The organism is Enterococcus sp. E5-162, from assembly GCF_035725965.1.
In the GTDB taxonomy this organism is placed as follows: domain Bacteria; phylum Bacillota; class Bacilli; order Lactobacillales; family Enterococcaceae; genus Enterococcus_B; species Enterococcus_B lactis.
This window is the reverse complement of record NZ_JAPRFV010000005.1, coordinates 66,689-93,147: the sequence shown is the minus strand read 5'-3', so window position 1 is coordinate 93,147 and position 26,459 is coordinate 66,689. Positions and strand designations below refer to the sequence as shown.

26 protein-coding genes are annotated in these 26,459 nt (G+C 38.3%); 3 read left to right on the top strand and 23 right to left on the bottom strand.

The window, feature by feature from the left end; translation table 11 throughout:
• Positions 1–11: 11 nt before the first annotated feature.
• From OZZ83_RS06750 to OZZ83_RS06660, 19 genes are all read right to left on the bottom strand, one after another.
• Positions 12–434, bottom strand: coding sequence for a VOC family protein (locus OZZ83_RS06750; RefSeq protein ID WP_278023683.1), 423 nt, complete (start codon positions 432–434; stop codon positions 12–14).
• Positions 435–574: 140 nt separating this feature from the next.
• Positions 575–1,285 (bottom strand): B3/B4 domain-containing protein, encoded by a 711-nt coding sequence (locus OZZ83_RS06745; RefSeq protein ID WP_002310678.1) that lies wholly within the window; start codon positions 1,283–1,285, stop codon positions 575–577.
• Between the two features lie 17 nt (positions 1,286–1,302).
• Positions 1,303–1,800: a GNAT family N-acetyltransferase gene (locus OZZ83_RS06740; protein ID WP_002316636.1), complete on the bottom strand. Its 498-nt coding sequence runs from the start codon at positions 1,798–1,800 to the stop codon at positions 1,303–1,305.
• 36 nt (positions 1,801–1,836) lie between these two features.
• Complete coding sequence (locus OZZ83_RS06735) at positions 1,837–2,289, bottom strand: MarR family winged helix-turn-helix transcriptional regulator (protein ID WP_002310676.1); 453 nt, start codon at positions 2,287–2,289, stop codon at positions 1,837–1,839.
• A 134-nt stretch (positions 2,290–2,423) separates the two neighbouring features.
• A complete protein-coding gene (locus tag OZZ83_RS06730) occupies positions 2,424–3,029 on the bottom strand; it encodes an NUDIX hydrolase (protein ID WP_002335169.1) in 606 nt (201 codons plus the stop codon).
• Positions 3,030–3,357: 328 nt separating this feature from the next.
• Positions 3,358–3,978, bottom strand: coding sequence for an AAA family ATPase (locus OZZ83_RS06725; RefSeq protein ID WP_002312719.1), 621 nt, complete (start codon positions 3,976–3,978; stop codon positions 3,358–3,360).
• 1 nt (position 3,979) lies between these two features.
• A complete protein-coding gene (locus tag OZZ83_RS06720) occupies positions 3,980–4,849 on the bottom strand; it encodes a class II fructose-bisphosphate aldolase (protein WP_325066028.1) in 870 nt (289 codons plus the stop codon).
• Positions 4,850–4,871: 22 nt separating this feature from the next.
• Entirely contained in the window at positions 4,872–5,279 is a 408-nt protein-coding gene (locus OZZ83_RS06715; RefSeq protein ID WP_002330731.1) for a hypothetical protein, read from the bottom strand.
• A gap of 18 nt (positions 5,280–5,297) precedes the next feature.
• Positions 5,298–6,587, bottom strand: coding sequence for a PTS sugar transporter subunit IIC (locus OZZ83_RS06710; protein WP_002312716.1), 1,290 nt, complete (start codon positions 6,585–6,587; stop codon positions 5,298–5,300).
• A 25-nt stretch (positions 6,588–6,612) separates the two neighbouring features.
• Positions 6,613–6,915: a PTS sugar transporter subunit IIB gene (locus OZZ83_RS06705; protein WP_002292534.1), complete on the bottom strand. Its 303-nt coding sequence runs from the start codon at positions 6,913–6,915 to the stop codon at positions 6,613–6,615.
• Positions 6,916–6,950: 35 nt separating this feature from the next.
• Positions 6,951–9,032, bottom strand: a complete 2,082-nt coding sequence (locus OZZ83_RS06700) for a BglG family transcription antiterminator (RefSeq protein ID WP_278023682.1) — start codon at positions 9,030–9,032, stop codon at positions 6,951–6,953.
• 488 nt (positions 9,033–9,520) lie between these two features.
• Complete coding sequence (locus OZZ83_RS06695) at positions 9,521–10,285, bottom strand: TIM44-like domain-containing protein (protein ID WP_002310667.1); 765 nt, start codon at positions 10,283–10,285, stop codon at positions 9,521–9,523.
• A 111-nt stretch (positions 10,286–10,396) separates the two neighbouring features.
• Complete coding sequence (gene mdcB / locus OZZ83_RS06690; RefSeq protein ID WP_278023680.1) at positions 10,397–11,266, bottom strand: triphosphoribosyl-dephospho-CoA synthase MdcB; 870 nt, start codon at positions 11,264–11,266, stop codon at positions 10,397–10,399.
• 21 nt (positions 11,267–11,287) lie between these two features.
• Complete coding sequence (locus OZZ83_RS06685) at positions 11,288–12,373, bottom strand: acyltransferase family protein (RefSeq protein ID WP_002345432.1); 1,086 nt, start codon at positions 12,371–12,373, stop codon at positions 11,288–11,290.
• Between the two features lie 23 nt (positions 12,374–12,396).
• On the bottom strand, positions 12,397–12,987 hold the full coding sequence (locus tag OZZ83_RS06680; RefSeq protein ID WP_002310663.1) for a malonate decarboxylase holo-ACP synthase: 591 nt from the start codon (positions 12,985–12,987) through the stop codon (positions 12,397–12,399).
• Between the two features lie 3 nt (positions 12,988–12,990).
• Complete coding sequence (mdcD, locus tag OZZ83_RS06675) at positions 12,991–14,667, bottom strand: biotin-independent malonate decarboxylase subunit beta (RefSeq protein ID WP_002314020.1); 1,677 nt, start codon at positions 14,665–14,667, stop codon at positions 12,991–12,993.
• Complete coding sequence (locus tag OZZ83_RS06670) at positions 14,657–14,956, bottom strand: malonate decarboxylase subunit delta (RefSeq protein WP_002292523.1); 300 nt, start codon at positions 14,954–14,956, stop codon at positions 14,657–14,659. Before OZZ83_RS06670 ends, mdcD begins: the two co-directional genes overlap by 11 nt.
• Before the next feature lie 101 nt (positions 14,957–15,057).
• Positions 15,058–16,704 (bottom strand): malonate decarboxylase subunit alpha, encoded by a 1,647-nt coding sequence (gene mdcA, locus OZZ83_RS06665; RefSeq protein ID WP_002310660.1) that lies wholly within the window; start codon positions 16,702–16,704, stop codon positions 15,058–15,060.
• Between the two features lie 6 nt (positions 16,705–16,710).
• On the bottom strand, positions 16,711–17,622 hold the full coding sequence (locus OZZ83_RS06660; RefSeq protein ID WP_002320713.1) for an ACP S-malonyltransferase: 912 nt from the start codon (positions 17,620–17,622) through the stop codon (positions 16,711–16,713).
• Positions 17,623–17,741: 119 nt separating this feature from the next.
• Here OZZ83_RS06660 and OZZ83_RS06655 point away from each other — a divergent pair, with 119 nt between their 5' ends.
• Positions 17,742–18,599: a LysR family transcriptional regulator gene (locus tag OZZ83_RS06655; RefSeq protein WP_002287551.1), complete on the top strand. Its 858-nt coding sequence runs from the start codon at positions 17,742–17,744 to the stop codon at positions 18,597–18,599.
• Between the two features lie 187 nt (positions 18,600–18,786).
• Here OZZ83_RS06655 and OZZ83_RS06650 read toward each other — a convergent pair whose 3' ends face one another.
• Positions 18,787–19,149 carry an MmcQ/YjbR family DNA-binding protein gene (locus tag OZZ83_RS06650; protein ID WP_002310656.1) on the bottom strand — a complete coding sequence of 121 codons (363 nt, stop codon included), beginning with the start codon at positions 19,147–19,149 and terminating at the stop codon, positions 18,787–18,789.
• Between the two features lie 143 nt (positions 19,150–19,292).
• Here OZZ83_RS06650 and OZZ83_RS06645 point away from each other — a divergent pair, with 143 nt between their 5' ends.
• On the top strand, positions 19,293–20,732 hold the full coding sequence (locus tag OZZ83_RS06645) for a helix-turn-helix domain-containing protein (RefSeq protein ID WP_002310654.1): 1,440 nt from the start codon (positions 19,293–19,295) through the stop codon (positions 20,730–20,732).
• A 6-nt stretch (positions 20,733–20,738) separates the two neighbouring features.
• Here the strand turns inward: OZZ83_RS06645 and OZZ83_RS06640 are convergent, their stop codons facing one another.
• Positions 20,739–23,291 (bottom strand): HAD-IC family P-type ATPase, encoded by a 2,553-nt coding sequence (locus tag OZZ83_RS06640; RefSeq protein ID WP_325066027.1) that lies wholly within the window; start codon positions 23,289–23,291, stop codon positions 20,739–20,741.
• 705 nt (positions 23,292–23,996) lie between these two features.
• On the opposite strand from OZZ83_RS06640, the gene OZZ83_RS06635 reads away from it, so the two are divergent.
• Entirely contained in the window at positions 23,997–25,424 is a 1,428-nt protein-coding gene (locus tag OZZ83_RS06635; protein ID WP_002310652.1) for a helix-turn-helix domain-containing protein, read from the top strand.
• 160 nt (positions 25,425–25,584) lie between these two features.
• Here OZZ83_RS06635 and OZZ83_RS06630 read toward each other — a convergent pair whose 3' ends face one another.
• Positions 25,585–25,950: a DUF1622 domain-containing protein gene (locus OZZ83_RS06630; RefSeq protein WP_002292507.1), complete on the bottom strand. Its 366-nt coding sequence runs from the start codon at positions 25,948–25,950 to the stop codon at positions 25,585–25,587.
• Positions 25,947–26,312: a DUF1622 domain-containing protein gene (locus OZZ83_RS06625; RefSeq protein WP_278023677.1), complete on the bottom strand. Its 366-nt coding sequence runs from the start codon at positions 26,310–26,312 to the stop codon at positions 25,947–25,949. The genes OZZ83_RS06630 and OZZ83_RS06625 overlap by 4 nt, the downstream gene beginning before the upstream one ends.
• Positions 26,313–26,459: the final 147 nt, after the last annotated feature.

Sequence of the window (26,459 nt, the reverse complement as noted above, 5' to 3'; positions counted from 1 at the left end):
CTCCTTTTTATTCAAACAGACAACTCAGCTTTTCCTATAACAAAATAATTGCCTTCAGGGTCCGAAAAATTGAAAGTCAAGACGCCATTGTTGTCTGTGATTTCTCCAGGTTCGTCCATGTTCTCGTAGATAGTTTCAAATTCATCCGTAAAAAAGACTAAAGAAGGTGGCGGTCCCAATACTTCTGGTGAAAACTTCTGCACAAATACTTTTGGAAATACATCTAATTCTAATTCTTTTGAGATACTCAGTACAATACTCTTAAATTCTTCTGGCAATTCGATCGTTTCTGAAATTTCTGCACCAATTTTTTCTACAAAGAATCGGCAAATCATCTCTACGTCATTGACATAAAGCATCACACGTGTTTTTTGTATCATCGTTTGACCCTTCTTTCTAGTTGATTTTCTTACCTGTCTATAAACTGATTCCATTATATCACGAAAGCGCGAACACCTTGTGTTTGATCCTATTCAAGAAAAATAAAGCAATAGTTTCTAGACTTGATGTACTCCATTAATTTTTTTACAAAAAAAGAACGGCAATAAATGCCGCTCTTCTTTTTTCGATTTTTTTATAATTCTGCTTCTGATTCAGCTTTGGTTAGTGTGTGTCTGACACTAGACACGCCAAATGTTTGATCGATTTTTTCCTTCAACGCTTCGATTGCCTGTGCGCCACGTGCTGCTTGTTCAGCATTGATGGATTCAATGACCAGCACCGCTGCTTGCGTTTCTTCCGTCAGCATCGTTCTTTGGGCTTCACGCCAGTTGAGACAGCGACAGATTGCTCCTTGTTCATCATAGTAGATGATTTCTTCCGGAAGTGCCGGAGCATCGGAATCTGCACCTAAAGGCAGGAATGATTCGCCACCTTGGGCTTTTCCTAGATGCAGATTTCCTGAAATCTTTTCGATATCTTCTCCGCCACAAGGTACGCCAAAAGACAAGGAAATACTATTATAAATATCTACAAGCGGGTTGATTGGGAAAAATTCCCGTTCTTGATTTGCACGTTTCAGTAAAGCTTCAATAGAAGAACGTGCACCTTTTTTAGTCTTGAATGTGGTAAAAGCCTGACGCCACTGAGCAATGACTTCGTTTTGGCTGAATGTTTCTTCTGTAAGGTAATTTCTTGCTTCTTTTGCCGCGCTATTCAATAATTGATGATACGTTTCTTCAGTTTCTTCTGTTACGTGATTATCGATACCACTCGCGGATAAGATTTCGATGGTTGCTTCAGGAAATACTTCCCAAAAATTGGCATCCACTATTACTTTTTTCATATGTTTACACCTCTTGATTAGAATAATTCCTTGATGAATAGATCGTCTGTTTGGGGATCATCTCCCATATAAAAAATATGTTCACTGTACTTGGTAAATCCTCTTTTGCGATAGAAAGCGAGCGCAACATCGTTGTGTTCCCACACACCGAGCCAAATGGCTGTTTTTTGCTTTTCTTTTGCTTTTTTGATAGCTGTATCTAGTAAAAATGTACCAATACCTTGATGTTTAAATTTTTTTCGTACATAGATTCGCTCGATTTCTAAAAAATGATCATCCATTTCCTCAGATTGACTCGTTCCTATATTTAGTTTCAGGTAACCCGCAGGCTCTTGGTCGATACTTACTAGTAAAAAATCAGTTTCTTTCTCTTTTAGCTCTTCTGTAAGTTTTTCTGGCGCATAAGCTTGTCTCAAGTAAGCAGCTAGATGCTCCGGCGAATTATCTTTTCCAAATGTATCTGTAAATGTTTCGATACTGATTTGTTGTAGTAAGTCTACATCTGAAGGCGTCATTTTTCGAATTTCGTATTTATTCACGGCTTCTTCCTTTCAATAGATCCTTTTATTACCTTTTTTGACAAAATTCCAATCTTCGCTAATATTCTTGCATACTTTCTTTAAAAGATATTCCAATTGTTTCGCTTCCTCGTCAGACAGACCATTTAATGCGACTGCATTAGAGTAGTTGTTTTCTCGGATGATGAAAGGATAGATTTCTGCTCCTTTTTTAGTCGGATAGAGTTTCTTGATTTTTTTATTTTCTTTATCTTCCAAACGTTCGATCATCCCATTGGATTCTAATTTCTTGATTGCTCGTGCAGTCGTTGTACGATCTACTTTGATCATTTCTGCTAGTTTTTCTTGGATGATTCCTGGATTTTCGCAAATACGTACTAAATAAAGATACTGCCCTCTTGTTAAATCAACTTCTTTGAATTCGATATTGCTGATAGAATCCAGCGCTCGGGCAATCATTCCGATGTCTCGAAGAATTTCAGCCATTTCACCCCACCTTTATTTTGTTTGTAAGACTAGTTTACCTCTTTTTGTTGCAAATGCAACTATTTTTTAATAAAAGAACGAGTTCTTTTTAGAGAACTCGCAGAGTAAATAGCTTTCTTCTTTTACGAAAAAACTCAATCGCAATAAAGCTGGTTTTTGTTTTCTAAAATGAGCAACTGCTTCTTTGTTGTTCGTTTTTCTGATAGCTTTGGCAACTCTTCTATGCTAAAAAAACCCATGTCGGAAGTTTCGTTGTTCTCAATAAATTTTGCATCTTCATCGTGGATCGTACAAGCAAAAACAAGCTTATAATACTGAAAAAGCTGCGGAATATCTTTTTGTTTATTCGTATCAAAAACCGCTCGCAGCTGTGTAGATTCTACTGTTAAACCCGTTTCTTCATAGACTTCTTTCCGCACGTTTTCTTCAGGAGATAAACCTATTTCGGCAAATCCGCCTGGCAGTGACCATTCTTTCGTCCGTTTATCTTCGATTAGTAGGATCTTGCCGTCTTTTTTGATATAGGCACGAACATCAACTTTTGGTGTGGGATGACCTTCTTCAATAACTGTAAGTGCTTTTATTTCTTCGAAAGTTTCTTTTCCTATTTCACTGATCAATTCCAATGAGATCGTCCGAATCTCCTCAAATCGTTCTTTATCGAATACATCTTTTCCATAATACAGACCAGCTTGAGAAAGTGCGAGTAGTCTTTTGTATTGAGCCAACTTGTTATTCATTCTCTTCCCTTCTTTTCATCGAATGTATGACTATGTAATCAAGTATAGAAGACTGACCTAATTACGGCAAATAAACACAAGGAAATCGGCAATAAATAAAAGAATATTAAAAAAACATTTTAGAACAAAAAGACATTCGACTCCTCTGTGCTGTGAATAACCGATGTTCAAAAGCTTGCATCTGCGGTAATAAGCCCAACCAAACGAAAAATAGGAGGAACTATTTTTGTTTGGCTGTTCTTATTACTTGATGCAGGACAGCTTTTTCACAACCTCAAGAGAAGAGCCGCCTGTCTTTATTACCTGTCACTATCAAACCATTTCTTCGTCACTTATTGTCATTGATTTCTTTTTCTAATTTATCCAATAATGGAGTGTAATCCACTTGAGTATAGTCTGTTACATCAAATTCATATAGTGTTCCTAACTGGAATTCATCATATTTTCGGTCAGTGATGATCTTTTTGAATGCTTCTTTCGTAATATGGTTCGTCCCTTTCGATCGATCTTCCAATATGTCGCCATAGTGATAATGATCCATGATATAGCTCAAATGACGATCTGGTTCACGATCACGTTTGTACCGACGTTGCCATAACACTTCAAAATCTGCTGTCAGGCGAATCGTAATCACCTGATATCCGTATCTTTCTGCTAATTCTTGGAGTCGAGTTTTTTGCTTATCACTAAAAGGATACTCGGACACAATCACTTTCTTTCCTGCTTCCATATACAGATCAAGTGCTTTGTAATAGAAAGGATAAACTTTCGTCCTTTCTTGTTCCGCCCGTTCTTCCAAGTTGTTAAAACCGATGGATTCTGCATAATATTCCTTGATTTCATCGAGCGTGATGGCATACATATCTGGAAATCGTTCCCGTAGTTTATTCATAAGATATGTTTTTCCTGTACCAGGACTACCAGCTAGAAGAATGAAATACTTTTTCATCTCATTTGTTTCCTAAGTTAATTGGACTTTCCAAGTTCATAAACAGTCCAATCTTATGCTTGACAATTTCTTTTACTGCTTCATTTGCTGGAATCACATTATGGCGAAGAGACTTGTTGATTTCTGTTTCACTAAAGGTTCCTTTAGCCACTTTTGTCCAGTTGACTAAAAGCTCCGTTCCAACATTGAATTTGCGGATCCCGTTATTGATCAATTCAGGATAATCTTCTTCTTTCACACCTGTTCCGCCATGGATAACGAGGGGGACATCGACTACTGCATCGATTTCTTTCAGCAAGGGAGTGTTCACTTCTGTTTTTGATTTGAATTGTCCATGATTCGTACCAATAGCAATAGCTAATGCATCCACACCTGTAGCTTCTACAAATTTCACTGCATCTTCCGGTCTTGTATATACCTTGTCATTTTCAGCGACATGGATCCCTTCTTCTGTACCGCCGATCGTTCCAAGTTCTCCTTCTACGGAAACACCGTGTGCATGGGCATATTCTACCACTGCTTTCGTTTTCAAGATATTTTCTTTGAAAGGCAGATGGGACCCGTCATACATGACAGAAGTATATCCGCTATCGATTGCTTCTTTGATATCATCAAAGTCTCGGGCGTGGTCTAAGTGCAAGACTGCATCAACCATTTCTTCTTCTGCAATAGCTGTCATTACATTGACTAACACATGCATGCCGATATATTTTGCGGTGTCGACACTTGTTTGAATAATGATCGGCGAGCCCATTTCTTTTGCTGCGCCTAGCATGGCAGGAAGCATTTCTAGGTTATGTGTATTAAAAGCTCCAACTGTAAAATTCAATTCTTCTGCTGTTTTTGTTACTTCTTTCAATGTTGTATACATCTTTTATTGCCACCTTATCTTTTTATTTATTTCCTTTGATCGTTACTTGTTTTGCAATTTGTCGCATCTCATCCATTTTGCCCATGTAGTAATCGATTCCTTGATCATCCCCAGCACGAGCAGCATCTGCACGCTTCTGGTTATAGAGGCTCATCAGTTTTTTATACCCATCTCCGATCGTCTGTTTATTTTCCAAGCTCTTTTCTAAATATTGGATGGCTTGATCGTTCTCATACAATTCAGAAAATTTAAGTCCAATTTGTTCATAAAGTTCCGCTAATTCGTGCTTCTCTTGGGTCGTTGAAATCTCTTGATTTAATTGTGTAATCTCTGATTGAATCTTTTCGATCGCTTCTGGCGAGAGGATTTTTTCCTCTTTTATCGATCTTTTTTTTGGTTCATTTTCTTTTTTCTTAAAAAATCCGAACATCATTTTCCCTACTTTCAATTAAAATGCTTTCAAAATTGGGCTTAAAATCCAGGCATATAAGAGTGCGGCGGCTACTGTATCTACATCGGTTGCTGTAGCATTGATGAACCCCATCGAATTAAAGATCGTTACTAGCAAAGCAGGCAATAATGTAATAAAGAAGCCATGAGCAATACCGCCAATGATCGCTCCTCGACGTCCGCCAACTGCGTTACCAAATATCCCCGCTGTTCCTCCGGCAAAGAAATTCGTTAGCATACCTGGTAAAATCATCGCTAAGCCGAACATCGGCAAAGTGAACATGGCAATAATCGTACCGATCGTTGTCGTAATGAAACCTAAAATAACAGCATTTGGGCTGTAGGGAAAGAAAACTGGACAATCTAAGGCAGGAATCGCATCAGGAACTAATTTCATAGCTATCCCTCGAAATGCCGGCACGATTTCACCTAACAGTAGACGTACACCAGCTAGCAATACATACACACCCACTACGAATTGGATGGCTTGTAAAAAGGCAAACATGATATAGTTTTGATCTCCTGATAATTCAGAAGCGAATGGTTCACCTGCAAATAAAACAGTGATGATATATAGTGGAACCATCACGACCATGACAGACAGATAAGTATCTTGCAAAAACTCGAAATGTGTAGGCAGCTTGATATCTTCGATCGATTTTTTATTTTCGCCTTTCTCACCAAAAAGTTTAGCCACACCGGCTTCAAATAAGTACCCAATCGTACAAAAATGCCCTAAAGCAATATCATTTGATCCTGTGATTTTACGAATGATTGGTTGTGCTACTGCCGGCATAGCAATGGCGAAACAAGCTCCGATAAAACCACCGACTAAGATCAATACGATTCCTCGCAGACCGGCGAAATAACCAAAGACTGTCGTCATCGTCGCCATCCATAAAATGGCTTGACCAGTTAGAAAAATGTACTTCCATTTTGTGAACCGAGCTAAAAGAATATTGAATACAAAAATGGCTAAGAACGTCAGCGCAATATCTCTGCCTAAACCTAAATCATTCATTGCTTGACCATTGATAGATTCAATCGAAGGGATGATCCCTTGCATATGGAATCCTTCAGTAAAAATTTTCCCGAAATAAGTTAAACTCCCAACGATGATACTCGAACCAGCACTCAACACTTGGAATCCTAGGAGTGTCTTTAACGTGCCAGAAATGACTTGTCCTGCTGATTTCTTCTGCAGCAGTAGACCCAACATAGCAATCAATGCAATGGTGATCGATGCCTGAGTCAAAATATTTTCGATGATAAAATTGATAACGCCCATGTTTTTATCCTCTTTTCTTTTTTATTTAGATAACTCCCTTATCTTGTAAAACTGGGGTGATTTTTTCTTCAATTTCATTTTTCGAGACAATATTTTTCAAATAGATCATCGCTGTTTTAGGATCGACTGAGAATTTTTCGAACTGCGAGCGAAAATTTTCTGCTGTGATGATCACATCTGGTTTCATGGACACTGCAGAAGAAATATCACAATGGTCCAGTTTGGCTTCTACTCCTAATTTGTTCAAAACATCCTCAGCAGACATCTGTGCTGCAAAACTACTTCCTAAACCTGCGCCGCATACGAATAAAATGTTCAATTTGTTCATCTTTGTTCTCCCCCGTATCATTTATTATTTCTCAACTACTGAAAAAGCAGTTGTTTGAAATCTTCCACATTGGTGCATTCGATCAATCGATCCAACTTCTCTTCGTTGTTGATCAGTTCGATCAGTTCTTTCATGATGTTCAGATGCGAGTAGGAATCTACTGCTGCTAAACAAAAAATGATCTTTACTGGATCCATTTCAGGATTACCGAAATCGATTGGTTGCTCAATCGTAGCTACGCTGACTCCTAACTTATTGACCCCATCTTCTGGTCGAGCATGGGCTAGCGCCATGTGTTTACCAATCACGATATATGGCCCGTATTCATTCACTGCACGAATCATCGCTTCGACATAGCGTTCTTCAACAATGTTTTCTTTGACCAATGGTTTAGCAGCTCGTTCAATCGATTCCTCCCAAGTAACGGCTTTTTCTTTAATTATGATATTGCTGTCCGTCAAAATATCTTTTAACATAGGCTGGACCTCCCTTTTGTTGATTTCTAAATTGTTTGTTTCGAATAATTTTTCCAACTTGCCATAGATGATGCGGTCCACTCGGCCACCACTTTCTTCCATGACACCGATTATTTGAGTGAATAACTGCGTCGATTCATGACTGTTAGGTTTTAACCGCTGCAGTTCTTCATTTCTTTTCAAAAAATCTTCTATAACTAAAATATTCGTCTCAGTCAGAATTGGATCGACAACTAAAAGCGGCTTGTTTCGATAATTCAATTGAAAGGTGCTGAAAACCAAATCGACATCCAGTTTATCCACTAATTCGATTTCTTTTGAACTTAAAACTGCAGTAATCTCAATCTGAGGAAATTTTTCTTTCAGATTTTCTGCTAACAGATTCCCGGTAGCCATGCCGTGATTACAGACAACAACTGATTGATAAACATAATTCAGGTCTCGCTTGATCACACTGGCAATCGTCGAAAAGTGGATGACAAGAAAAGCTATCTCGTCCTCCAGTATCTTGCCGCCAATTACTTCTTCGATCGTAGGAACAAAATGAGTGACTGCGCGGTGGATTGGAAAATAATTTGTTCGGATGTTTTCTTTCAATGGATTCATGACTTGGATAGCATGCTTGATTCTTATGATCAGTGCAGCCATGTGTTTATAGAGATTTTCGAATAAAGCTTCTTCTTTTAGATGAAAAGGTATGCGTGTCTCGTTCTCTACAAATTGGATCAATTGGATCGTTAGTAGTTGAGCTTGTACCCACTCAATCGAATTGGAGATATCTCTAGCATTGAACGTCTCGATAGTGAAACGAAGATAATTTCTTTCTACTTGTGGGACATTGTTCAACTGAAATTCCGTGATCATGTAGTCGATAAATGCAGAGAAGCTGCTGTCTTTTATTTCTGTATTTTTCCAATTAATGGCGGAGATGAATTCATGTTTCCTGATTCGCTGGATCCAGATCAATGTAAAAAGCAGAATTTGCTTTTTATAAATATCATCCTCTTGTTTTAACAACTTATTGGAATAGATCTCCTCTATTTTTTTGATTTCCACCAAAGGAAAATAATGGAAAAAGATTTTTTGAGCCGGTGTTAGTTGCGCGTCTTGATTCATAAAGAAGTCGGTCATCCCCAGATTCTGATTGATAAAATCATAGATCATCGTACGGATAGATCGTTCTGAACCTTTATAAACCAGTCCCTGCTTTCCATAACTGACGATCTCGATTCCATAACTGACCAGTGTTGCTCGTAATCGTCGCATATCTTCATCTAACGTACTTTTAGAGATTTGAAATTCTTCTTCTTTTTTGTTTAGATGGATCGGGTTTCGGCTGTAAGCAATGGCTAAAACTAAATCAAAAATACGTTCCCGCCGATTCAAAAAGCCGTCTTTCACCTCTTTTATTTCAGTTTCTAATCGAACTTGCTTGTCATTCTCCAGTTTCAACAAAAAACCTTTGTTGCGAATTGTTCTGATTTCCGGAAGCTTTTTACTGCTCAACCAGATATTCGCTTCAAGAACTTCCTGTCGGATCGTCCGCTGACTGACATGGAAATCAGCTGCTAGATGTTCCGCTTTTACTGGATATTGGGCTGTCATGATTCTGTGAAGTATTTCAATTGTTCTTGTTTTCATAGAAATGATCTCCTTCTGATTCCAAGTATATGATTCCGCTTACATAATAAAAAGTAGATATTTCTGCCACTTGAAGTGGAAAGAAAGTAAGCATAGCAAACAAAAAATAAGCCGTATGCTTTTTCAACTTCTCAACGAAAAAGACATACGCCTATTATTACAAAAATTTTGCCCATCTATACAAAAAAGAGGTCATGAAAAAGCTGTCCTGCATCAAGTAATGAGAACAGCCAAACAAAAATAGTACTTCCTATTTTTCATTTGGTTGGGCTTATTATCGTAGATGCAAGCTTTTGAACACCATTTAGTGGAGAGGTTGTGACAGAGATGTTCAGCCTTGAGCGACAAGAAGCGATTTTGAAAAATAGCTTCCCATATTTTACAAAATCGTGCCTTATTGCCGATAGGCTATCTCTGGAACACCGTTTATTCAGAAAAAGGAGCTACGACAAAATTTTTGTCACAGTTCCGTTCATAAGTATTTTCTGTCAATCCAGCATAATCGGCTGGATAAAATCTGCTTGCCATCTTTTTTCTTTCTCAGAAAAATCAAAATACCATATCTGAGAAAAATACTGTCGTTGTGTCTTACTTCCTGAGATCACTCGCCCATCTTTTCGATCGACTGAATAATCACAGCATCTGAAATCAATTCGGATGGCAAAACTATTTTCGTGGATCTGTCGATAATTCCCTACTTCCTGAATAGTTATTTTTTTAGTATGATTTCTTACACCGTCTGCTTTGTTTTTTTGCAGAACTTTCTGATGTTCGGCAAACAGCTTGTCTGTATAACAGCTTCTGGCTTTTTCAGGAGTTTCTTCTTCCCAAGCAGATTGGATCTTCATGAATATCTTTTGGATTTCCAGAAACTGTGCTTTCTTTTCTTTAGCCGTTCCTGACATGCGGGACAATATCTCCGCTTTCAGCCTTTTCTTTTGTCTTTTATTCTTGACGATAGAAAAAGCAGAAACCCCTCCTACTGACAAAACAGCTAATGCAAGAAATCCCGTTTGCTCATAACTAGAAGGACCTGTACTTGGACCATAATACCCATAAGAATCTCTGCCGTAAGAACGACTGCTAAAATAACTGCCCCCATATGAACGACCGCCAAATGAACCTCTGCCCGAACTTCGACCGCTAGATGTACCTCCACCATGACCACCCGCGATAGCGAATCCTTGGGTCGGCAGAGCAAACAAACATAGGCCCACTAACAAAATGATTGCTAAATAATTGATTTTTTTCATTGCCTTCCTCGTTATCTTTTATTACAAAAAACTATTGTTATCATAGCCTTGCTAAAAGGAAGAGTCAATAACCAGATGCATAAACTGTTTTTTTAGCAGCTTTGTCTTAATTTAATCATTAAGTGACATCGGACAGACATAGGTGTTGGCAGTCCATATTTCCTCTATCTTCAGCATGAACAAGCTGGCAGACAAAAGATCTGCGCTTCCTCCAGGAGAGATTTGGTTTTCCTGACAAAAGTGCAACAGTGCTATAAATGGACGATTTGGTAAAGCACTTTGACTAGCAGCATGAGCAAGTTTCTGCATTTCCACTAACGTTTTCTGATCACTGCGATGCAAGACACAGGTGTCATCTAAGGAACTCATCAAAACTAACAACATATGCATTTGTTTCTGTACATCAGAATCATTATCTAGCTCCTTAGCAGCTTGGATTGCAAGCCTTATATGCGGATAACCCAACACTGCTTCTTCATATGCACCATTTATGCCGTATTTTTGCTTCACCGTATGCCCATGAGTGTTTTTTTTATGACGATATTTTGTATCAGGAAAAGCAGCAAGTTTACTGACATCATCAAGTATTTTGGTTAAAGAAAAAGGCTGTTCCGTACTGATTTTTTGCGCAGTGACACTGACCAATAGCCCCATTGCCCAAATCGCTCCTTTATGGGTATTGATACCCTCTGTAGCAATCAGCATTGCTTTTTCCGCTTTCCGTCCAATCTCAGCAATCTTTTCTCTTAACTCCTGATCAATAGCATGCTGCCATGATAATTGAGCCATTTCTTCAAAAAAAGGAGTCAGCGTCTTCGCAGACTTAAGAAATAAAGCATAGTCCATATCGGAATGTGCACCCGCATCCAGTGCATCCACTAATCCAGGTTTTGGGCTTAATGTTACTTCTGCGATCAATGCTTCCTCTACCAACGCAGCGAGTTGCTGAGTCACTGCTTTTTTTCGTTCGTCATTTATCATGACACTCACTCCTTCTTTCTATTACTTGTTGAACCCTTTTTTGATGGCTACCCAAATGATGTGAAGCAACCAGCTTAAAGCAAATGCACAACTTGCCGTCATTAGATACGCTACAAGAATCATGACTCCTGAAGGTAACTGCAGCCAACTATCTTTAAACAATAACAACAGTACTTGGAAAACAAAGACATTTGCTAAATACGTACGGTAAGCATAAACAGACAACCATTTGAACAATGGTAATTTTGGCGAATCGTTTACAATCATTTTTGAAGCGCCCATGAAGACAGCAAAGATGATGACTAAACTGTACAAACTTTGGATCGTATTCAAGTAAGGCGCATTCGCAAAGCTCAAGTCTCCTGGATGTGCGAGCAATGAACGGACAGAAAAGAACGCGATAACTAAGCCAACAGGTAAGAAAAGATAACGTACTCTGTCCAAATATTGATAGACTTTTTCGTGATAAACAAATGCGGCTACCCCATAAATCCCGTAAATCATGAAACTAGCAACAAACCGATCTAACAAGTACCAGCTGTCATGATAAGGACCAGTCAATACTTGTGTTTGATAGAACAGATACCATGCAACATATAAAATCGTTGAGCCAATCAATACTGGCCATACATAGTTTTTATTAGCAAATACTTTGTAACCGAGCCAAACAAAAAACGGCATGAACAATTGGATCTGCAGCATCATAACCGTATACCATAAATGAGGCGCTCCATCACCTGTCACATATTTCAGTAAAAAGCTTGCAGTATCCGTATACGGAGTTTGTTGTTGGACTGCTGGAAATAGCCAAAGATAAGCCGTCGTCCATAGAAGATAGGGAACGACTAGTTCAAAAAACTTTTCTTTCAAAAATTCCCAATAAGACAAATGCTGACTTGTTTTTACCATATTATAGACAATTGCAAAAATAAACATTGGTGCTGTGTATTTAACGATGACGTAAAAGGTACCAAGAAAAGCTGTATTTGTTGCGCTGTGGCTGTTTGCCAAAGCAAAGCTCAATATCGTTTGCATCATAACAGCCGTTACAGCTGATACTTTCTGGAAGTCACTTACGTTGATTTTGATTTTTTTGTTTTCAAACATCGCTTTCTCTCACTTTTAGTTTATTACCAAATCTCTTTGGTTAGTTTTGGCCCTGTTGTTGTTTTCAACAGGAGTTTTTTCTCTGGTGTCCGCAAGTATTCTTTTAGCGAAAATCCGCCTTTTGATGTAATGACTTGGGTATCGAATTGCTCAAAAAAAGCAGGATGCGATTGAATTGCCTGAATTGGCAATTCAATCGGTGAATCTGCGTACAGCAGCAAATCAAAATCGCTGGTTTCTTTTACTGCCGGAATCCCAGTTGATAATTCAAATCCTAAGCTGCCGCCGATCCCCCATTTGCACCCTGATAATATGTTTCTAGCCGCATGAAATTGCTGATAAACAGGAAAGGGGGCAACTTCCTTTTCTCGAAAAGATTCTCGATCAATGATTGTCCATGGATAGATCACTTTTTGAACAGAGTCACTTGGAATCTCAAGAGCCAAGCGCTGATTTCGTGCCGTACCTCGCAGACCAATCGGCAAAAACCCCCGATCAGTAGGTTCAGCACGCCGAACGACACCATACACTTGTTGAGAAAGCTTCAACCATTCTGGCAACTCTTTCTTGATTTCCTTTTTATCAAAAACAACAATATCATGTGCTTGAATCATTTTTTATGCATCCCATTCTTCGTCCATTTTGGCACGGACTTTATTTGTTTCGACACGTCCGAATGTTTTGGCTGTTTCATTCGTGTATCGATTTGTCAGCATCGTATCATTTGTATTGCGGACATCTTGAATGGCTTCATTGATTGCTTCGATGACTTTGCTGACATTTTGTTCTGAAGCAGCTTGGTCGGTGATATCTTCTAGGAAATGATAGATTGCTCCTAGTTTTGTATAATTATTGATATCGTAAGCGATAGCTGGAACTTTTTCAGCAGCTGCTTCGATTTCAGCAACCGAACGTTTTGTCACACGTGCAGCACTTTCTTTAGACATCGCTTGGACAGTGATTTCTTTATTATTTAAAGCAATCAAGCGGCTTGATTGTAATCCATGTGCTAAAAACGCACCTGAAATAGCATTTCCTGCAATCAATCCAATAACTGGATGTCCAGCTTGACGGAGTTTTGCATAAGCAGCAGCACTATTAGCCAAAGCCACATGGATACCGATCAATTCTTCGTTATAACCGTATGCTTGGCTTGGTACATCGATCACAACGACGATTGGCCGTTTCACTTTTTTATCTTTATCTTCTTCGTAAACATGAGTTAAAATTTGTCCCATGCGGAAACCTTCAACTAAACCAACTTCACCGTTTCGTACACGGTACATCGGATTTTTAGGATCAGGTACGATCGATGTCACGATGGCTTCTTCTATGAATTTACTTGATTTACCATAATACACAGTACTAATAGAAGAAGTTGGATTTTTCATGCCAGTTAGTGCCGCAAACCAATCGTAACCAACACTTGTTGCAGCTGGTTCATTTCCTTCTGCTACTTCTGGTAAGTCCATTGATTTTGCTTGATGGTTAGCAATTGCTTCATTGTAATCGTCAATGCTCATTGGTTTTGAAAGATCCAAAGAATCAAGTAATGATAAATAAAATGCTGAGCTTTCACTGCGATGCGTGTCTTTTCGTTCGTCCATTGCTGCGATGACAGCAGCTTTGATTGCTTCTACACTATCAGTCACTAGTTCATCAATGATTTTTGATTCTACCCGTTGACGAGATCCTAATGTATTCCAAATCAAGTCTTTGTCACTAGAATCAAATTCTCGAACACCTGCTTCTTGCTCAATAACTTCTGGACCATTCAAACCGACTCTCGCTTTTTTTGTTGCGATTAAATAACTCATCAATGCTGAAGTAATCGACATACCGCCAAATGATCCTACACGTCCTGGGATCAAACCGATGACTGGTACATATTGTTTCAAAGCAATGATTACATTTCCGATTTCTGAAATAGATAACAGTCCGTAGTTCGCTTCTTGCAGACGAACACCGCCTGTATCTAGTACGATGACTGGAAAAATTTCATTTCCTTTTTTGTTTTCTTCTAATACATGTTCGAGTGCAGCAACGATTTTTGCACCGGAAACTTCACCGATACCGCCACCTTGGAATTTTCCTTCCATAGCGATTACTACTGCTTGTTTGCCATTGATCGTGCCACGGCTGACAACAATCCCGTCATCACTTTCAGGGACGATTCCTTGTGCCGGCAAACTTGGCGCGATGATTTGATCGAATGGATCAATCAATTCACGTCCATTGTCAAGTAGAGCGTTCACTCGTTCTCTGGCGTTTAATTCTACAAAACTATTTTTCATCTGAAAGTTCCTCCATTGCTTGCGTCAATCGTAGGTACACAACTCCTGGTGTAGCACCGAAGTCATTGATCACGATATCTGCTGAAATTGGATAACGATCAAAAAATCTCGTTAATACGTTGTTCCATACTTCGCCGAAGCCATCGCTTCCTGTACAGATTTTTACAGTAGATTCTTTTTTTTCTGTTGGAAACATCAAGATTTCCAAATCACCTGAACCGACCACTCCTACATGGATTTTCTTATTGATCGGCTGTTTCGTTGGATATTTATAAGCTAATTGTTCCATGGATCTCTCCCCTTTTTGTAAAACAGAGCATACACGTTCTGCTTATTCGTCTTTCTTCTTCCACCTGGGTAAATGGCGACAAAAGGTTTTTCTCGCCAATTTTATGACCAAGTTCTGAATTTCATTGGCGGCTCATACAGGCCATCTGACCATTCGATCAAATCATCGATGGTTTGTGCAGCTAATAATGAACGTTTCGCTTCACTACGTTTGATGCCTAGATCTTCTGGCAATTTCACGATGCCGGCATCGCGCAAACGGTCTAGTGATTCTTTCGTACTTGTCATTCCAAGAGGTGTAACACCGCCGATTGCTGCAATTGCTGCTTGGCGTTCTTCTTTTGTTTTTGCTTTGTACAAATAAGCAATTCCTTCTTCTGTCACGATATGTGTGGTGTCTTCGCTATAGATCATCACTGGTGCATTGGCTAAGCCTGCTTGTTTTTGAACAGCTAGTGCATCTAATTCTTCGACAAAGACTGGTTTTTTATTTGAACCATATGTTTCCACCATTTGAACAACTAATTTTTGTCCTTTCCCTAATGGATCATCATTGTTGCGAAGTGATTGCCATGCTGGTGTAGAATGACGACGACCGCCAGGATTATGTCCCATGTTAGGCGCACCGCCAAAGCCAGATAGACGTCCTTTTGTTACGGTCGAAGAATTTCCTTCATAGTCTAGTTGCAAGGTTGAACCGATAAACATATCGATGGCATATTGTCCTGCAGCTTGTGATAATGTTCGGTTACTACGCATCGTGCCGTCTTTTCCGACAAAGAATACATCTGGACGAGCAGCAATATATTTTTCCATACCGACTTCGCCACCGAAACTATGGATGCTTTCAACCCAACCTGATTCGATAGCTGGAATCATCGTTGGATGTGGGTTCAATACCCAGTTCTTCGCGATTTTCCCTTTCAACCCTAGTGATTCGCCATAAGTTGGCAATAACAATTCGATAGCTGCTGTATTGAATCCAATACCATGATTCAAAGATTGTACGCCGTGTTCTGCGTAGATTCCTTTGATTGCCATCATCGCCATTAGGATTTGCAATTCTGTGATGTTTTGAGGATCGCGCGTAAATAGTGCTTCTAATTGATAAGGTTGATCTGCTTTTACAACAACATCTACCCAGTCTCCAGGAATATCGACACGAGGAAGTTTATCAACGACTTCATTGACTTGAACGATCACGATACCATCTTTGAAAGCTGCGGCTTCGACGATTGTTGGTGTTTCTTCTGTATTGAAACCTGTATACAAGTTGCCGTCTTTGTCTGCTTTATCTGCAGCTACTAAAACGACATTTGGAATCAAATCGATGAATAAGCGTCCATAAAGTTCCAAATAAGTATGGATATCACCTAATTTCATTGTGCCGTCTTCAATCATTTGGGCGACACGCAAGCTTTGTGCACCTGCATAAGAAAAATCGATCTTACTTGCGATTCCTTTTTCAAAAATATTCAAATGTTCTGGTCGTGAGATACTAGACATAATCAAATGCAGATCATTCACTTTTTCTGCATCTACTTTTTCAAGACTTTCTGAAAGAAAACTTGCTTGTTTTTGATTGTCGCCTTCTAATACAACTTTGTCGCCGGGAGCAATCAGTTTTTCCATCACTTCTACGATTTTTTCAGTTTCTACATACTTGCCATTGAGCAAGTTGCTGATTTTTTCCAATCGCTGCGCTTTTTTTTCGCGTTTAGAAGCCCAGTTGCGGTTTGGTTTTTCCATAATTAGTCATCTCCATTTTTGATATAGAAACGTGGCGTCATCAATACCATGTTGGTCTAGATTGATCGTACGGATCCCTTTATCTACACCAAATTTTGTATGAATCAGCTTTGTCAAAGTATTGCCGGGGGGAAATTCAATCGTCAGATCCATTCCTAATTCTTTTGCCAAGTCCATCATTTGGTTCCATTGCACAGGGAAAGCTAGGTTTTCCAACAAATCTTTACGAATCTCTTCTGCGTCCTGAGTGGCTCTTCCATCCGTATTTTTTATATACAAACATCTAGCATCAGATAGATGGACAGACTGCATATACGGCTTGAATTTCTTGACCGTATCATTCATCAAGAGACAGTGAGATGGCACAGGAACTTTCAGCAGCTTCGCTGTTTGCGCTTGGTGCCGTTTGGCTTCTGCCAACGTAACGGATAAACCTTCGATACTCCCAGATAACGTATGTTGCATGGGACAATTTTCATTTGACAAATAAACTGGGTGGTCAGGATCAAATGTTTTTGCTACAATTTCCTCTGCTTCGCTTCTCGTCACACCTACTACTACGCCCATTGCATAACCGCTTGGATAAGCTTCTTTCATTAAGACTGCGCGGTGATAGACTAGTTCCGCTGCATTTTCAAATGTCAAAGATCGACAAGCAACAGCTGCACAAAAAGCACCGATCGAATGTCCTGCTACAATATCAGGCTGAATACCGTTTTTTTCCATTTCATCTAAATAAAATACTGCTTTTGTCAGTAATGCTAGCTGGATAAAAACCGTATCTTGATAGTTTTCTTCTTTATCAACTAACCGATACCCCGTCACATTTTCTAAACGTTCCATGTACATTTCAGGGATATCCGCTAACATCCCTAACTTCTGACTGCCTTGCCCAGGAAATAAGAAACCTGTACTCATGAGCCTCGCCTCCTTAGCACTTACTTTTTCCACTGCTATCTTAGTCAATTTCTGCTATAATAAAAAATGCCAAAAAAAGAAAAAACCATAACAAAAAGGTATGGATGGGATGGATAATTATGAAATTGCTTCATCTACAGTATTTTAAAAAAGTGTTCGAAACAAAAAATGTCACCCAAGCAGCCAAAGAATTATTTATTTCTCAACCTGCCTTGAGCCGTGCGATCAAACATTTGGAAAACGAATTAGGAGTCCCTTTGTTTTACCATAGCGGTAGAAACATTGAGACAACTGTTTATGCAGAAGAATTCTATCCATATGCAGTCAAAACATTAGACACATTAGAAGAAGGAATCAAATTATTGTCTTCGGTCAATGAGAAGATCGTTACTTCCGTCATTTTGTATTTAGAGGTAGCCTCTGTTTCTATTCCGAACTTGGTCCGAATTTTTATGGAAAAGCATCCTGATATCCAATTAACGATCATGCAACATCATTTACCAGATGATATTACCGACCCTGTACTGTACATCACTTCGGAGATGAAGCCTGGCATGACCAATATTCCTATCATGAAAGAACCTGTTTATGTAGCCATTCCTAAGAAACATCCTCTTGCGAAAAAAGAACATCTGCAATTAGAAGATATCCAACGCACCCCCATCTTGATGCTGTCAAAGAGCAATGCCTTCCGTCATACACTGGATGCAGCACTTGAAGCGAAAAGTATCGAATTGACGATCAGTTCGACGACAGATGATCCTGCGACATTACGTTCTATTGTCAAGCAAGGCTTAGCTGTTAGCTTTTTCCCAAAAGTTTCTTGGTCTTACGATAAAAATGATCCTTTCGTCTTGCGGGAAATCAAAGATTTGCCCTTGACACGAACAATTTATTTATCTTCTAGCTTCACAGAAGATCATCCTTTGATCAAAATGATTGCAAAAACGATGCGAGAATTTTATTTAGGAAAATAAAAAGAAAAGAGCTGTGACAAAATTCTTGTCGCAGCTCTTTTTTTCGAACAAACGGTGTTCCAGAAGTAACTTCTTCAGAAATAAGCCCAAATTTCCCAAAAATTTGAGAAGCTATTTTCGTAAATTCCTTCTTATTTCTTGAAGCTAAACACTTCTGTCACAACCTCTTCTCTATTGTCCTATACATTCATTGCGTTGATTTGAAACTTTCATCAATCAAACCTGCTAGTTCATCTAGTTTTTCTATTTTACGTAGATCAACAGAGATCCAATGTTCTTTATTCATGTGATAGGCTGGAAAATACCCCTCTTTTCCTCGCAAAATACCGCCAAGTTCAGGATCGACCTTCAAATCAAGGATATCGATGATCCTATGGTCACTTGCATCATCATAGATTTTTTCTTCTGGAACAGACATCAGGACCCCAAACCATTTTTTGCTTTTTTGATGTCTGAATACGCAATAATCAGGGAATTTTTTAAAAATATATTCTGGAGACAAATTGTATGTTTCATCGATGTGATCGATTAGTTCTTTTTCCGTTAGCATCTGCTTCCATCTCTTTCTTATTGATTCTCTTTATTCAAACATACCACGTAAGAATAGAAAAATGAATACTGGTTGAAAGATCAGATGAAACTTGACCACCGTTTATTTTCTCCGTATTCTTAGAATAGAAGGGAGCCTGGTTTATGTATTCACTAATGAAAAAAATCATTACCGAAAAAGATATTCGACGTCATGTTTCTTTAGTCGAACAATTGCTGAATCATACAAAGATAACCGTAAATGAATTAGCTGAAATCATAGGGACAACCGAACGAACGATTTTTTCTGACCTTCAATCTATTCGCTCTCATCTGCCCGAAGGCTGGGACATCTTCAGCGATCAAGCAGGAATCAGTTTGCAAAACCAGCAAAATTTATTAACAAATGACCTTTGGGAGATTTTTTTCAAACAATCAGTCAGTGTCGAACTGCTGAAAAATCTGCTTTTTACAAAAAAAGTTGCTGTCCCTGATTTTCTAGCGGATCATGGGCTTTCTTATGGGACATTGAAAAGACATGTGACTAAAATCAATCAGCGTTTAGCAAGTTACGACTTGCAGATCGATTTGACGAAATATACAGCTTGTATTCTTGGAAAAGAGCGTGCGATTCGTACTTTCTATCATCGATTGCTGATTCCTTTCACTCATAACAACTATTTTTTCGAGGATTATTCAATCCATGAATCCCATTATTTTCAATTTTTAAGAAACCTCAGTCAAACTGAACTAGCTGTTGAAACAGAAGAGATTTTCGGAACATGTTGGTTCTTTATCAATACGATCCGTATAAAAGCGAATTGCCGGTTAGATTCTTCTATCCATATCAACAGCACACTCTCCTCCCTGTATGACTCTGCATTGAAAAAATTGTATTTAAAGGAAGGTATTTACCTTAAAGACACTGAGCTTTCTTTTGCTTCTTTCTGCTTTCTGGAAAGTTGGAATTACAACAATAACTATGGACAAGAAATCGCTCGCTGCCTGCATCATTCTCCATTTTTAGAGGTCCTCGAAACGTTTGTAGAGGAACTAGCTTCAGAGCTGTCTCTTGATCAACTAAAAAAAACATCTCTGACTGATAACTTGGCTCTCCTCGTATTAAAATATCATGAATCGCCAATACTGATCGAACCTTTGGAACGCCAATACCATCGTTTTTTAGAGACGTATGATCAGCAATATGCACACTTGTATCAGCAGAAAGAGAATTTACTGAACGATCTAAAAAAAGAAATGGAAATCAATGAACCAAATTACTTTCTTCAACTCTTGTCTTTACTGATCCAACAAACGATTTTTTCTATCAAACCGAATTTGTTCAATGTCTATTTTATTTTCCAAGGAGAACCTTCATGGAAGGCGTTCTTGCAGCAGGAATTAAAAGATTACTTGGGAAAACGTGTCTGCTTCTTACCTATCGAACTAACCGATCTTTCCACTATTTCTTTTGAAAAAACAGATATCTTGATTTCCAATTTCCCGTTGGATTCTCTAGATATCCCTATTGTATACATTTCTTCTATTCCAACGAAAAATGAGCTCAATCGTTTGACTGAACTCACTTTCAAAACTTTTTTATAGTAACGGCTAGCGACTGAATTCTCTAGCTGTTTTTTCTTTTTTGCGAAACAGTTTATTCATGATCCCTTTTTCTATTTCTACAACTAAGAATAGAAGAATCACATTTGCCCCAATCAATAACTGTTGTGTCATCGTTAAACTTACTGTACCGATCAGCTGCTGACCGATTGGCAGAAAAATAACCATCCCCTGCAATAAAGCAAGGATACCTAATGAAAGAAAAAGCGATTTGTTTTGCAAAAGACCTTGGTTCAGTGACGGCTTGGACAACTCTCTGCAATTGATCATGTAAACAGCTTGAGCTAAGACGATATTTTGCAGAAGAATGGTTTGCTGTAAGCTTTGCCCTTCAAATTGCATAGCCAATAAATAGGCAGGAACCATGATCAGTAGTGCGACATAGATGATCCGAAACAAATGATAACCAGATAGGATTCCTTGCTTTGGATCTCTCGGTGGACGCTTCATGATTTCTGGATCTGGCGACTCGAACCCTAATGCATAAGATAAAGTGATTGTCGTTACCATATTGACCCATAAAATCTGTACTGGGGACAAAGGTAGCGGGCGATTCAGTATCAGCGCCCAAATCAAAATCAATCCTTGAGCTAATGCAGTTGGTAAGAAGAAATTGATGGTCTTTTGCAAGTTATCCAAAATGCGCCGACCTTCTTTTACGGCTTTTGCAATCGTATGGAAATTATCATCTCCTAAAACCATATCAGCTGCCTGTTTGCTTACTTCACTACCTTTGATTCCCATAGCGATTCCTATATCGGCTCTTTTCAAAGCAGGTGCATCATTTACGCCGTCTCCGGTCATTCCGACGATTTCTCCATTTTTCTGCAAAGCTTTCACGATTCGCAGTTTGTGTTCTGGTGTCGTTCGAGCAAAGACATCGACTTTTGGTACTTGTCGAGTCAACTCTTCTTCAGACATAAGATCCAAATCGATTCCTTCTAAAACTTTAGCAGTATGTTTTAAGCCAATTTGTTCCGCGATTGCTTTTGCTGTATCTTTGTGATCCCCTGTAATCATTTTCACTGAGATCCCTGCTTGTTGGCATTCCTTTACAGCTTTGACTGCACTTTTTTTTGGCGGATCAATCAACCCGGCAATCCCTGCAAAAGTTAATTGGGTTAAAGACTCATGCGTGAGTTCCTGTTTCGAATCTACTTTTTTGTAAGCAAATCCTAAAACACGCTGACCTTTTTTCGCAAACGCTGTGGCTGTTTGACCCCATGCTTCTTGTTCTGAATAAGAAAGAGTTGATTTAGCCAATAATACTTCTGGCGCACCTTTGACGTAAATCACCGTTCCTTTTTCCTCCGTATGCATCGTTGCCATATATTTGTATTCAGAGCTGAACGGAATCTTTGCTTCTATTTTTTTCAAAGGCAGATTGGCTGTTTCTGTGTGTCGAATCAGTGCAAGTTCTGTCGGATTGCCACTTAAATTTTCTATTTTCTGTTCTTCTTTCGTCTTTAATTCCTGACAATTTTTCATAATAGACAGTACGCGAGTTTCTTCTTTTGCTGCTACATCCACAACTGTCATTTCATTTTTTGTCAATGTCCCTGTCTTATCTGAACAGATCACTGTCATAGAACCTAATGTTTCTACCGAAGGAAGTCCTTTGATGATCGCCTTTTCTTTTGCCATTTCATGTACTCCAACGGATAGGATCATGGTCAAAACAGCTGGTAATCCTTCGGGTACCATTGACACCACCAAAGCGATCATAGCTGAAAGAAGGATATGCCAATCCATGCCATAGCGGAATGTTGTAAAAACAACTAAGAACAAGATTAAACAAAGAATGCCTTGAAAAATTTGTTTGTTCAATCGGTTGATCTTTTTGATCAGAGGCGTCGTTTGTTGTTCGACCGATTGCAGTGCTTGATTGATTTTACCGATTTCTGTCGTGTTTCCTGTTTCTACAACGACACCGACTGCAGAACCAAATTGTACAAGTGTTCCTGAAAAAGCCATATTTTTCTGGTCACCGATTGATTCTTCTGCTGCCAAAACGGAATGATTTTTTTCAGATGCTTCTGATTCTCCCGTCAAAATCGATTCTTCTACTAGTAGATCATGTACTTCGATCAACCGAACATCTGCTGGAACGACATATCCGGCACGTAAGACAATGACATCTCCTTTTACTAGTTCTTTCGCAGGGATTTTTACTTGCATCCCGTTCGATAGTACTATCGCTTCTTGTCCCATCAGCTGCTTCAAACCATTCAACGATTCTTCTGCTTTTCTTTCTTGCCAATAACTAACGAGTCCGTTGACGATCACTACGAATAAAATAATACTTCCTTCGATGTATTCGCTCGAAGCAAATTTCAAAAAAGAGGCAATGATCAACACGATCATCAGCAGATCAGTAAAGTGTTTTGCTATTTTTTTCCATCGTTTTGTCTGCTGTCTTGCTTCTATCTCATTATATCCTTGATCAGTCAGGCGTTTCTGCCGTTCTTCTTGCGACAACCCTTCTGTTGATGTTTGATGGTTTTTCAATGTATCTTCTACCGTCAATTTGTACCAGTTCATCCTATCTCCTCCTACTTAATTGATACTTTTATTATACGTAGGAAGATTTTTCAGGCGTATCGATTATTTCAGGGAAGTCTGAAATAATTCGTTTTGCCGAGCAAAAAACATAAATATTAGATTGTCGCTTGTTGCCTCTTATAGGATAACGGCACTTATCTCGTGGGAAAAATAGATGGAAAACAGGGGGAATACAACTAATTTGCCAGAATAACCAGTTGTCTATTTTCCATTATGTTTCTTCCCTCCATATTTCGTTGGTCAATGTCTCGCAGATACATGTACTTATCTGTAACACCACTTCACTATAGCGCCAAAAATGAGAAAATTTTTTTTATAACATCAGATTCACGTAGAATATTTCAAACAAAAATAAATAAAGTCGGATTTTTCTGATAATTAAACGTGGAAAAACGAACAATTTTTTAATAAATCAGACTTCTAAAATGGATAGTCTAAAAAAAACGAACAAATAACTTAAATGACTATCATTCATTCATCAACTGTATTTGCATTCCGTTTAATTGTTAAAAATTCACAATCTATTTTCTAATGAAAATATTTATTTTTCAATTTTTATAACATAAAAATCTTTTATTAACGGAATTTACAGGCTTTTTCAGAAATTAACTGATGATTTCAAAAAGAAAACATGTCATAATATTTTCCATATTGTGCAAAAAAATACAAGATGGAGGCTTTACTATGATTGAAGAATATATTGAGAAGAATATTTTGAGACAGCTGTTTTTATGTGGGCAATTCTATGTAAATAAAGAAGTCAATCTAGAAAAGCTCTCCTATCTTCTACATGTTTGCAAAACCACTTTACTCAATGATATCAATAACATAAAAAAAGAATTTGAAGAACAAATTGTTTATACGCATCGAGAAAAAGATTGTTACACTTTATATTTTTCAGAACATATACCTCGATGTAAGATCATGCAGCAATTGACCCAAAATTCGTTGTTTTTAAAAACTTGCCTGCTTTATTTGGAAGAAAATGAACCTGATTATCTCCAACTAACTGAGTGTGAATTCATCTCTGTCAGCAAAGCTTACTCCTTAAAAAAACAAGTATTGGCTTATTTTCATGATTGTGGGATCGAAATCGACCGCTACTCCCCTCGATTCACTGAAATGGAAAGACGTCTGTTGCTTCTTAATGTGGCTTATCGTTTAGGCAGCTTTAAGTCCTGGGAGCTACCTGAATCATTTTTTGAACGTGCGGATCGTTTCATTGAATCTGTAACGGAGAATAGCGGTAGATTTTATGATAAAGAAAATAAAGAAATCTTATCGATTGGTTTTGCTATTAGTTTCTTACGCCAACAGTTATGTACTGTGACAATAGATCCAACATTTATCGAAGAAATCAAAAAACGTCCTATTTACAATTATGTCGAGTCAGCATGGGAAACCACTGATTTCCAAACCTATTATAAAAAAGAAGAATTTGCCTTTATTTTGACACTGTTCAATCTTTGTAATTATGGTTGCCATTCTTATCAGTTGATTGCGGAAGATTTTCAACAGCTACACCAAGTGTTTATTGACAATACTCCCGAAATAAAAGAACTAGTTGCTACTTTTGAAACTCATTTCCATCAAGAATTATTCGGGAATCAGCCATTTGAACGTGCGCTGATTCATCTGATGCGTTCGGCTTGGGATAACTATCAATTATTCATGCCAGAAAAATTTTATCTTCTAAATGAGGAACAGACAAATTTGTATAAAGAAGTCCAAACTCTTTTTTCCAGTTGGGCCAAACGACTACCTTATGATCTACGGTTTAATCCTAATTGCATGCGAGCTTTTGTCATCGAATTAAGTGGAATTCTCCGTCTGACAAAAGAACGTCTGACTATCTATATCGTCACAAATTCGGATGTTCATTATCTGATTTATCGGGAAGCCTTGGAAGCTGTAACTACTTTTGATTTTCAAGTTGCACCAACAATTTATGCAAGTATATCTGATATAAAGAAGTATGCACAGCAATCCTCGAACCGAGTGTTATGTGAACGTACATTATATACACCGGATGCAGTCCAATATGAGAATATTATTCCTATTTCAATCAATACGATCGAACGAGCAATCGTTTCAGCTGTGCAAAATAAATAAGAGGCTGTGACAAACATTGTGTCACAGCCTCTTATTCTGAGTAAACAATATTCCAAAAGTAACTTCTTCGGAAATAAGCCGAAATTTTCGTAAATTTCTTCTCATTCCTTGAATCTGCCCACTTCTTAACAACCTCTCGATAAACGGCGAGCTCATAACCTCACTTATTTGGAACGTCTACTGGCCCGATTTCTTTATTTAAAAAATAAGAAATGATCGTTCGGATAACTACCAATGCAGCTAGTTGGAAAATATCCTGCAAAGTAGGCTTGATAATCGATTCGATGATTCCAGCTGAAACAAGAATTTCCAAACTTAGAAGTATATAGCCTCCTAACATCTTTTTAATAGCATTGTTCTCGCTGACTCGGTCGTTTTTCGCTTCTGTATGGACAAATAAGTATTTCAAGAAATCCTTAATCGACAGACAAACTCCCCAAATCAATAAACAGATAGCAAAAATATCAAGTCCCAGTACAAGTTTTTCAAAATATGGAAGAAGAAACTGCATCAACTCTGTCGTCATCCTACCTCTCCTCTTCTTTGTTTCTCTTTGTCTTCTATTTCCTGATTCAAGAAATAAGAAATGACTGTTCGAATGATAATAATAAGTGCAAGCTTCAAAATATCTGTCCAAGTCGGCTTGATAACTGACTCGATGATATCAGCAACGACTAGTACTTCCAAGCTTAACAAAATATAACTTGCTAACAGTTTTCTTGTATCTGCATTACGAGCATTACATTCTGCATAGTTTTTCTTGACATGAGACCAATCAAAAAGTTTGAATAGAACAAGAACGATCCCAGCAATTAAGATACCGATAGAACAAATATTTAAAATAGCAATGATCCATTCTAAATAACCGATCAATTGTGTGTTAAACATTGCGTCGCCACCTATCTTTTTTCCATTTAAGAGCCGATACTTTTATATCAGCTACTGACTATACAGCAAAGTATCTATTATCAATTGTAAAAGAAAACAGATAATTCCGTCCACTCATATGAAAAACACCCTTGACACTAATCCTCT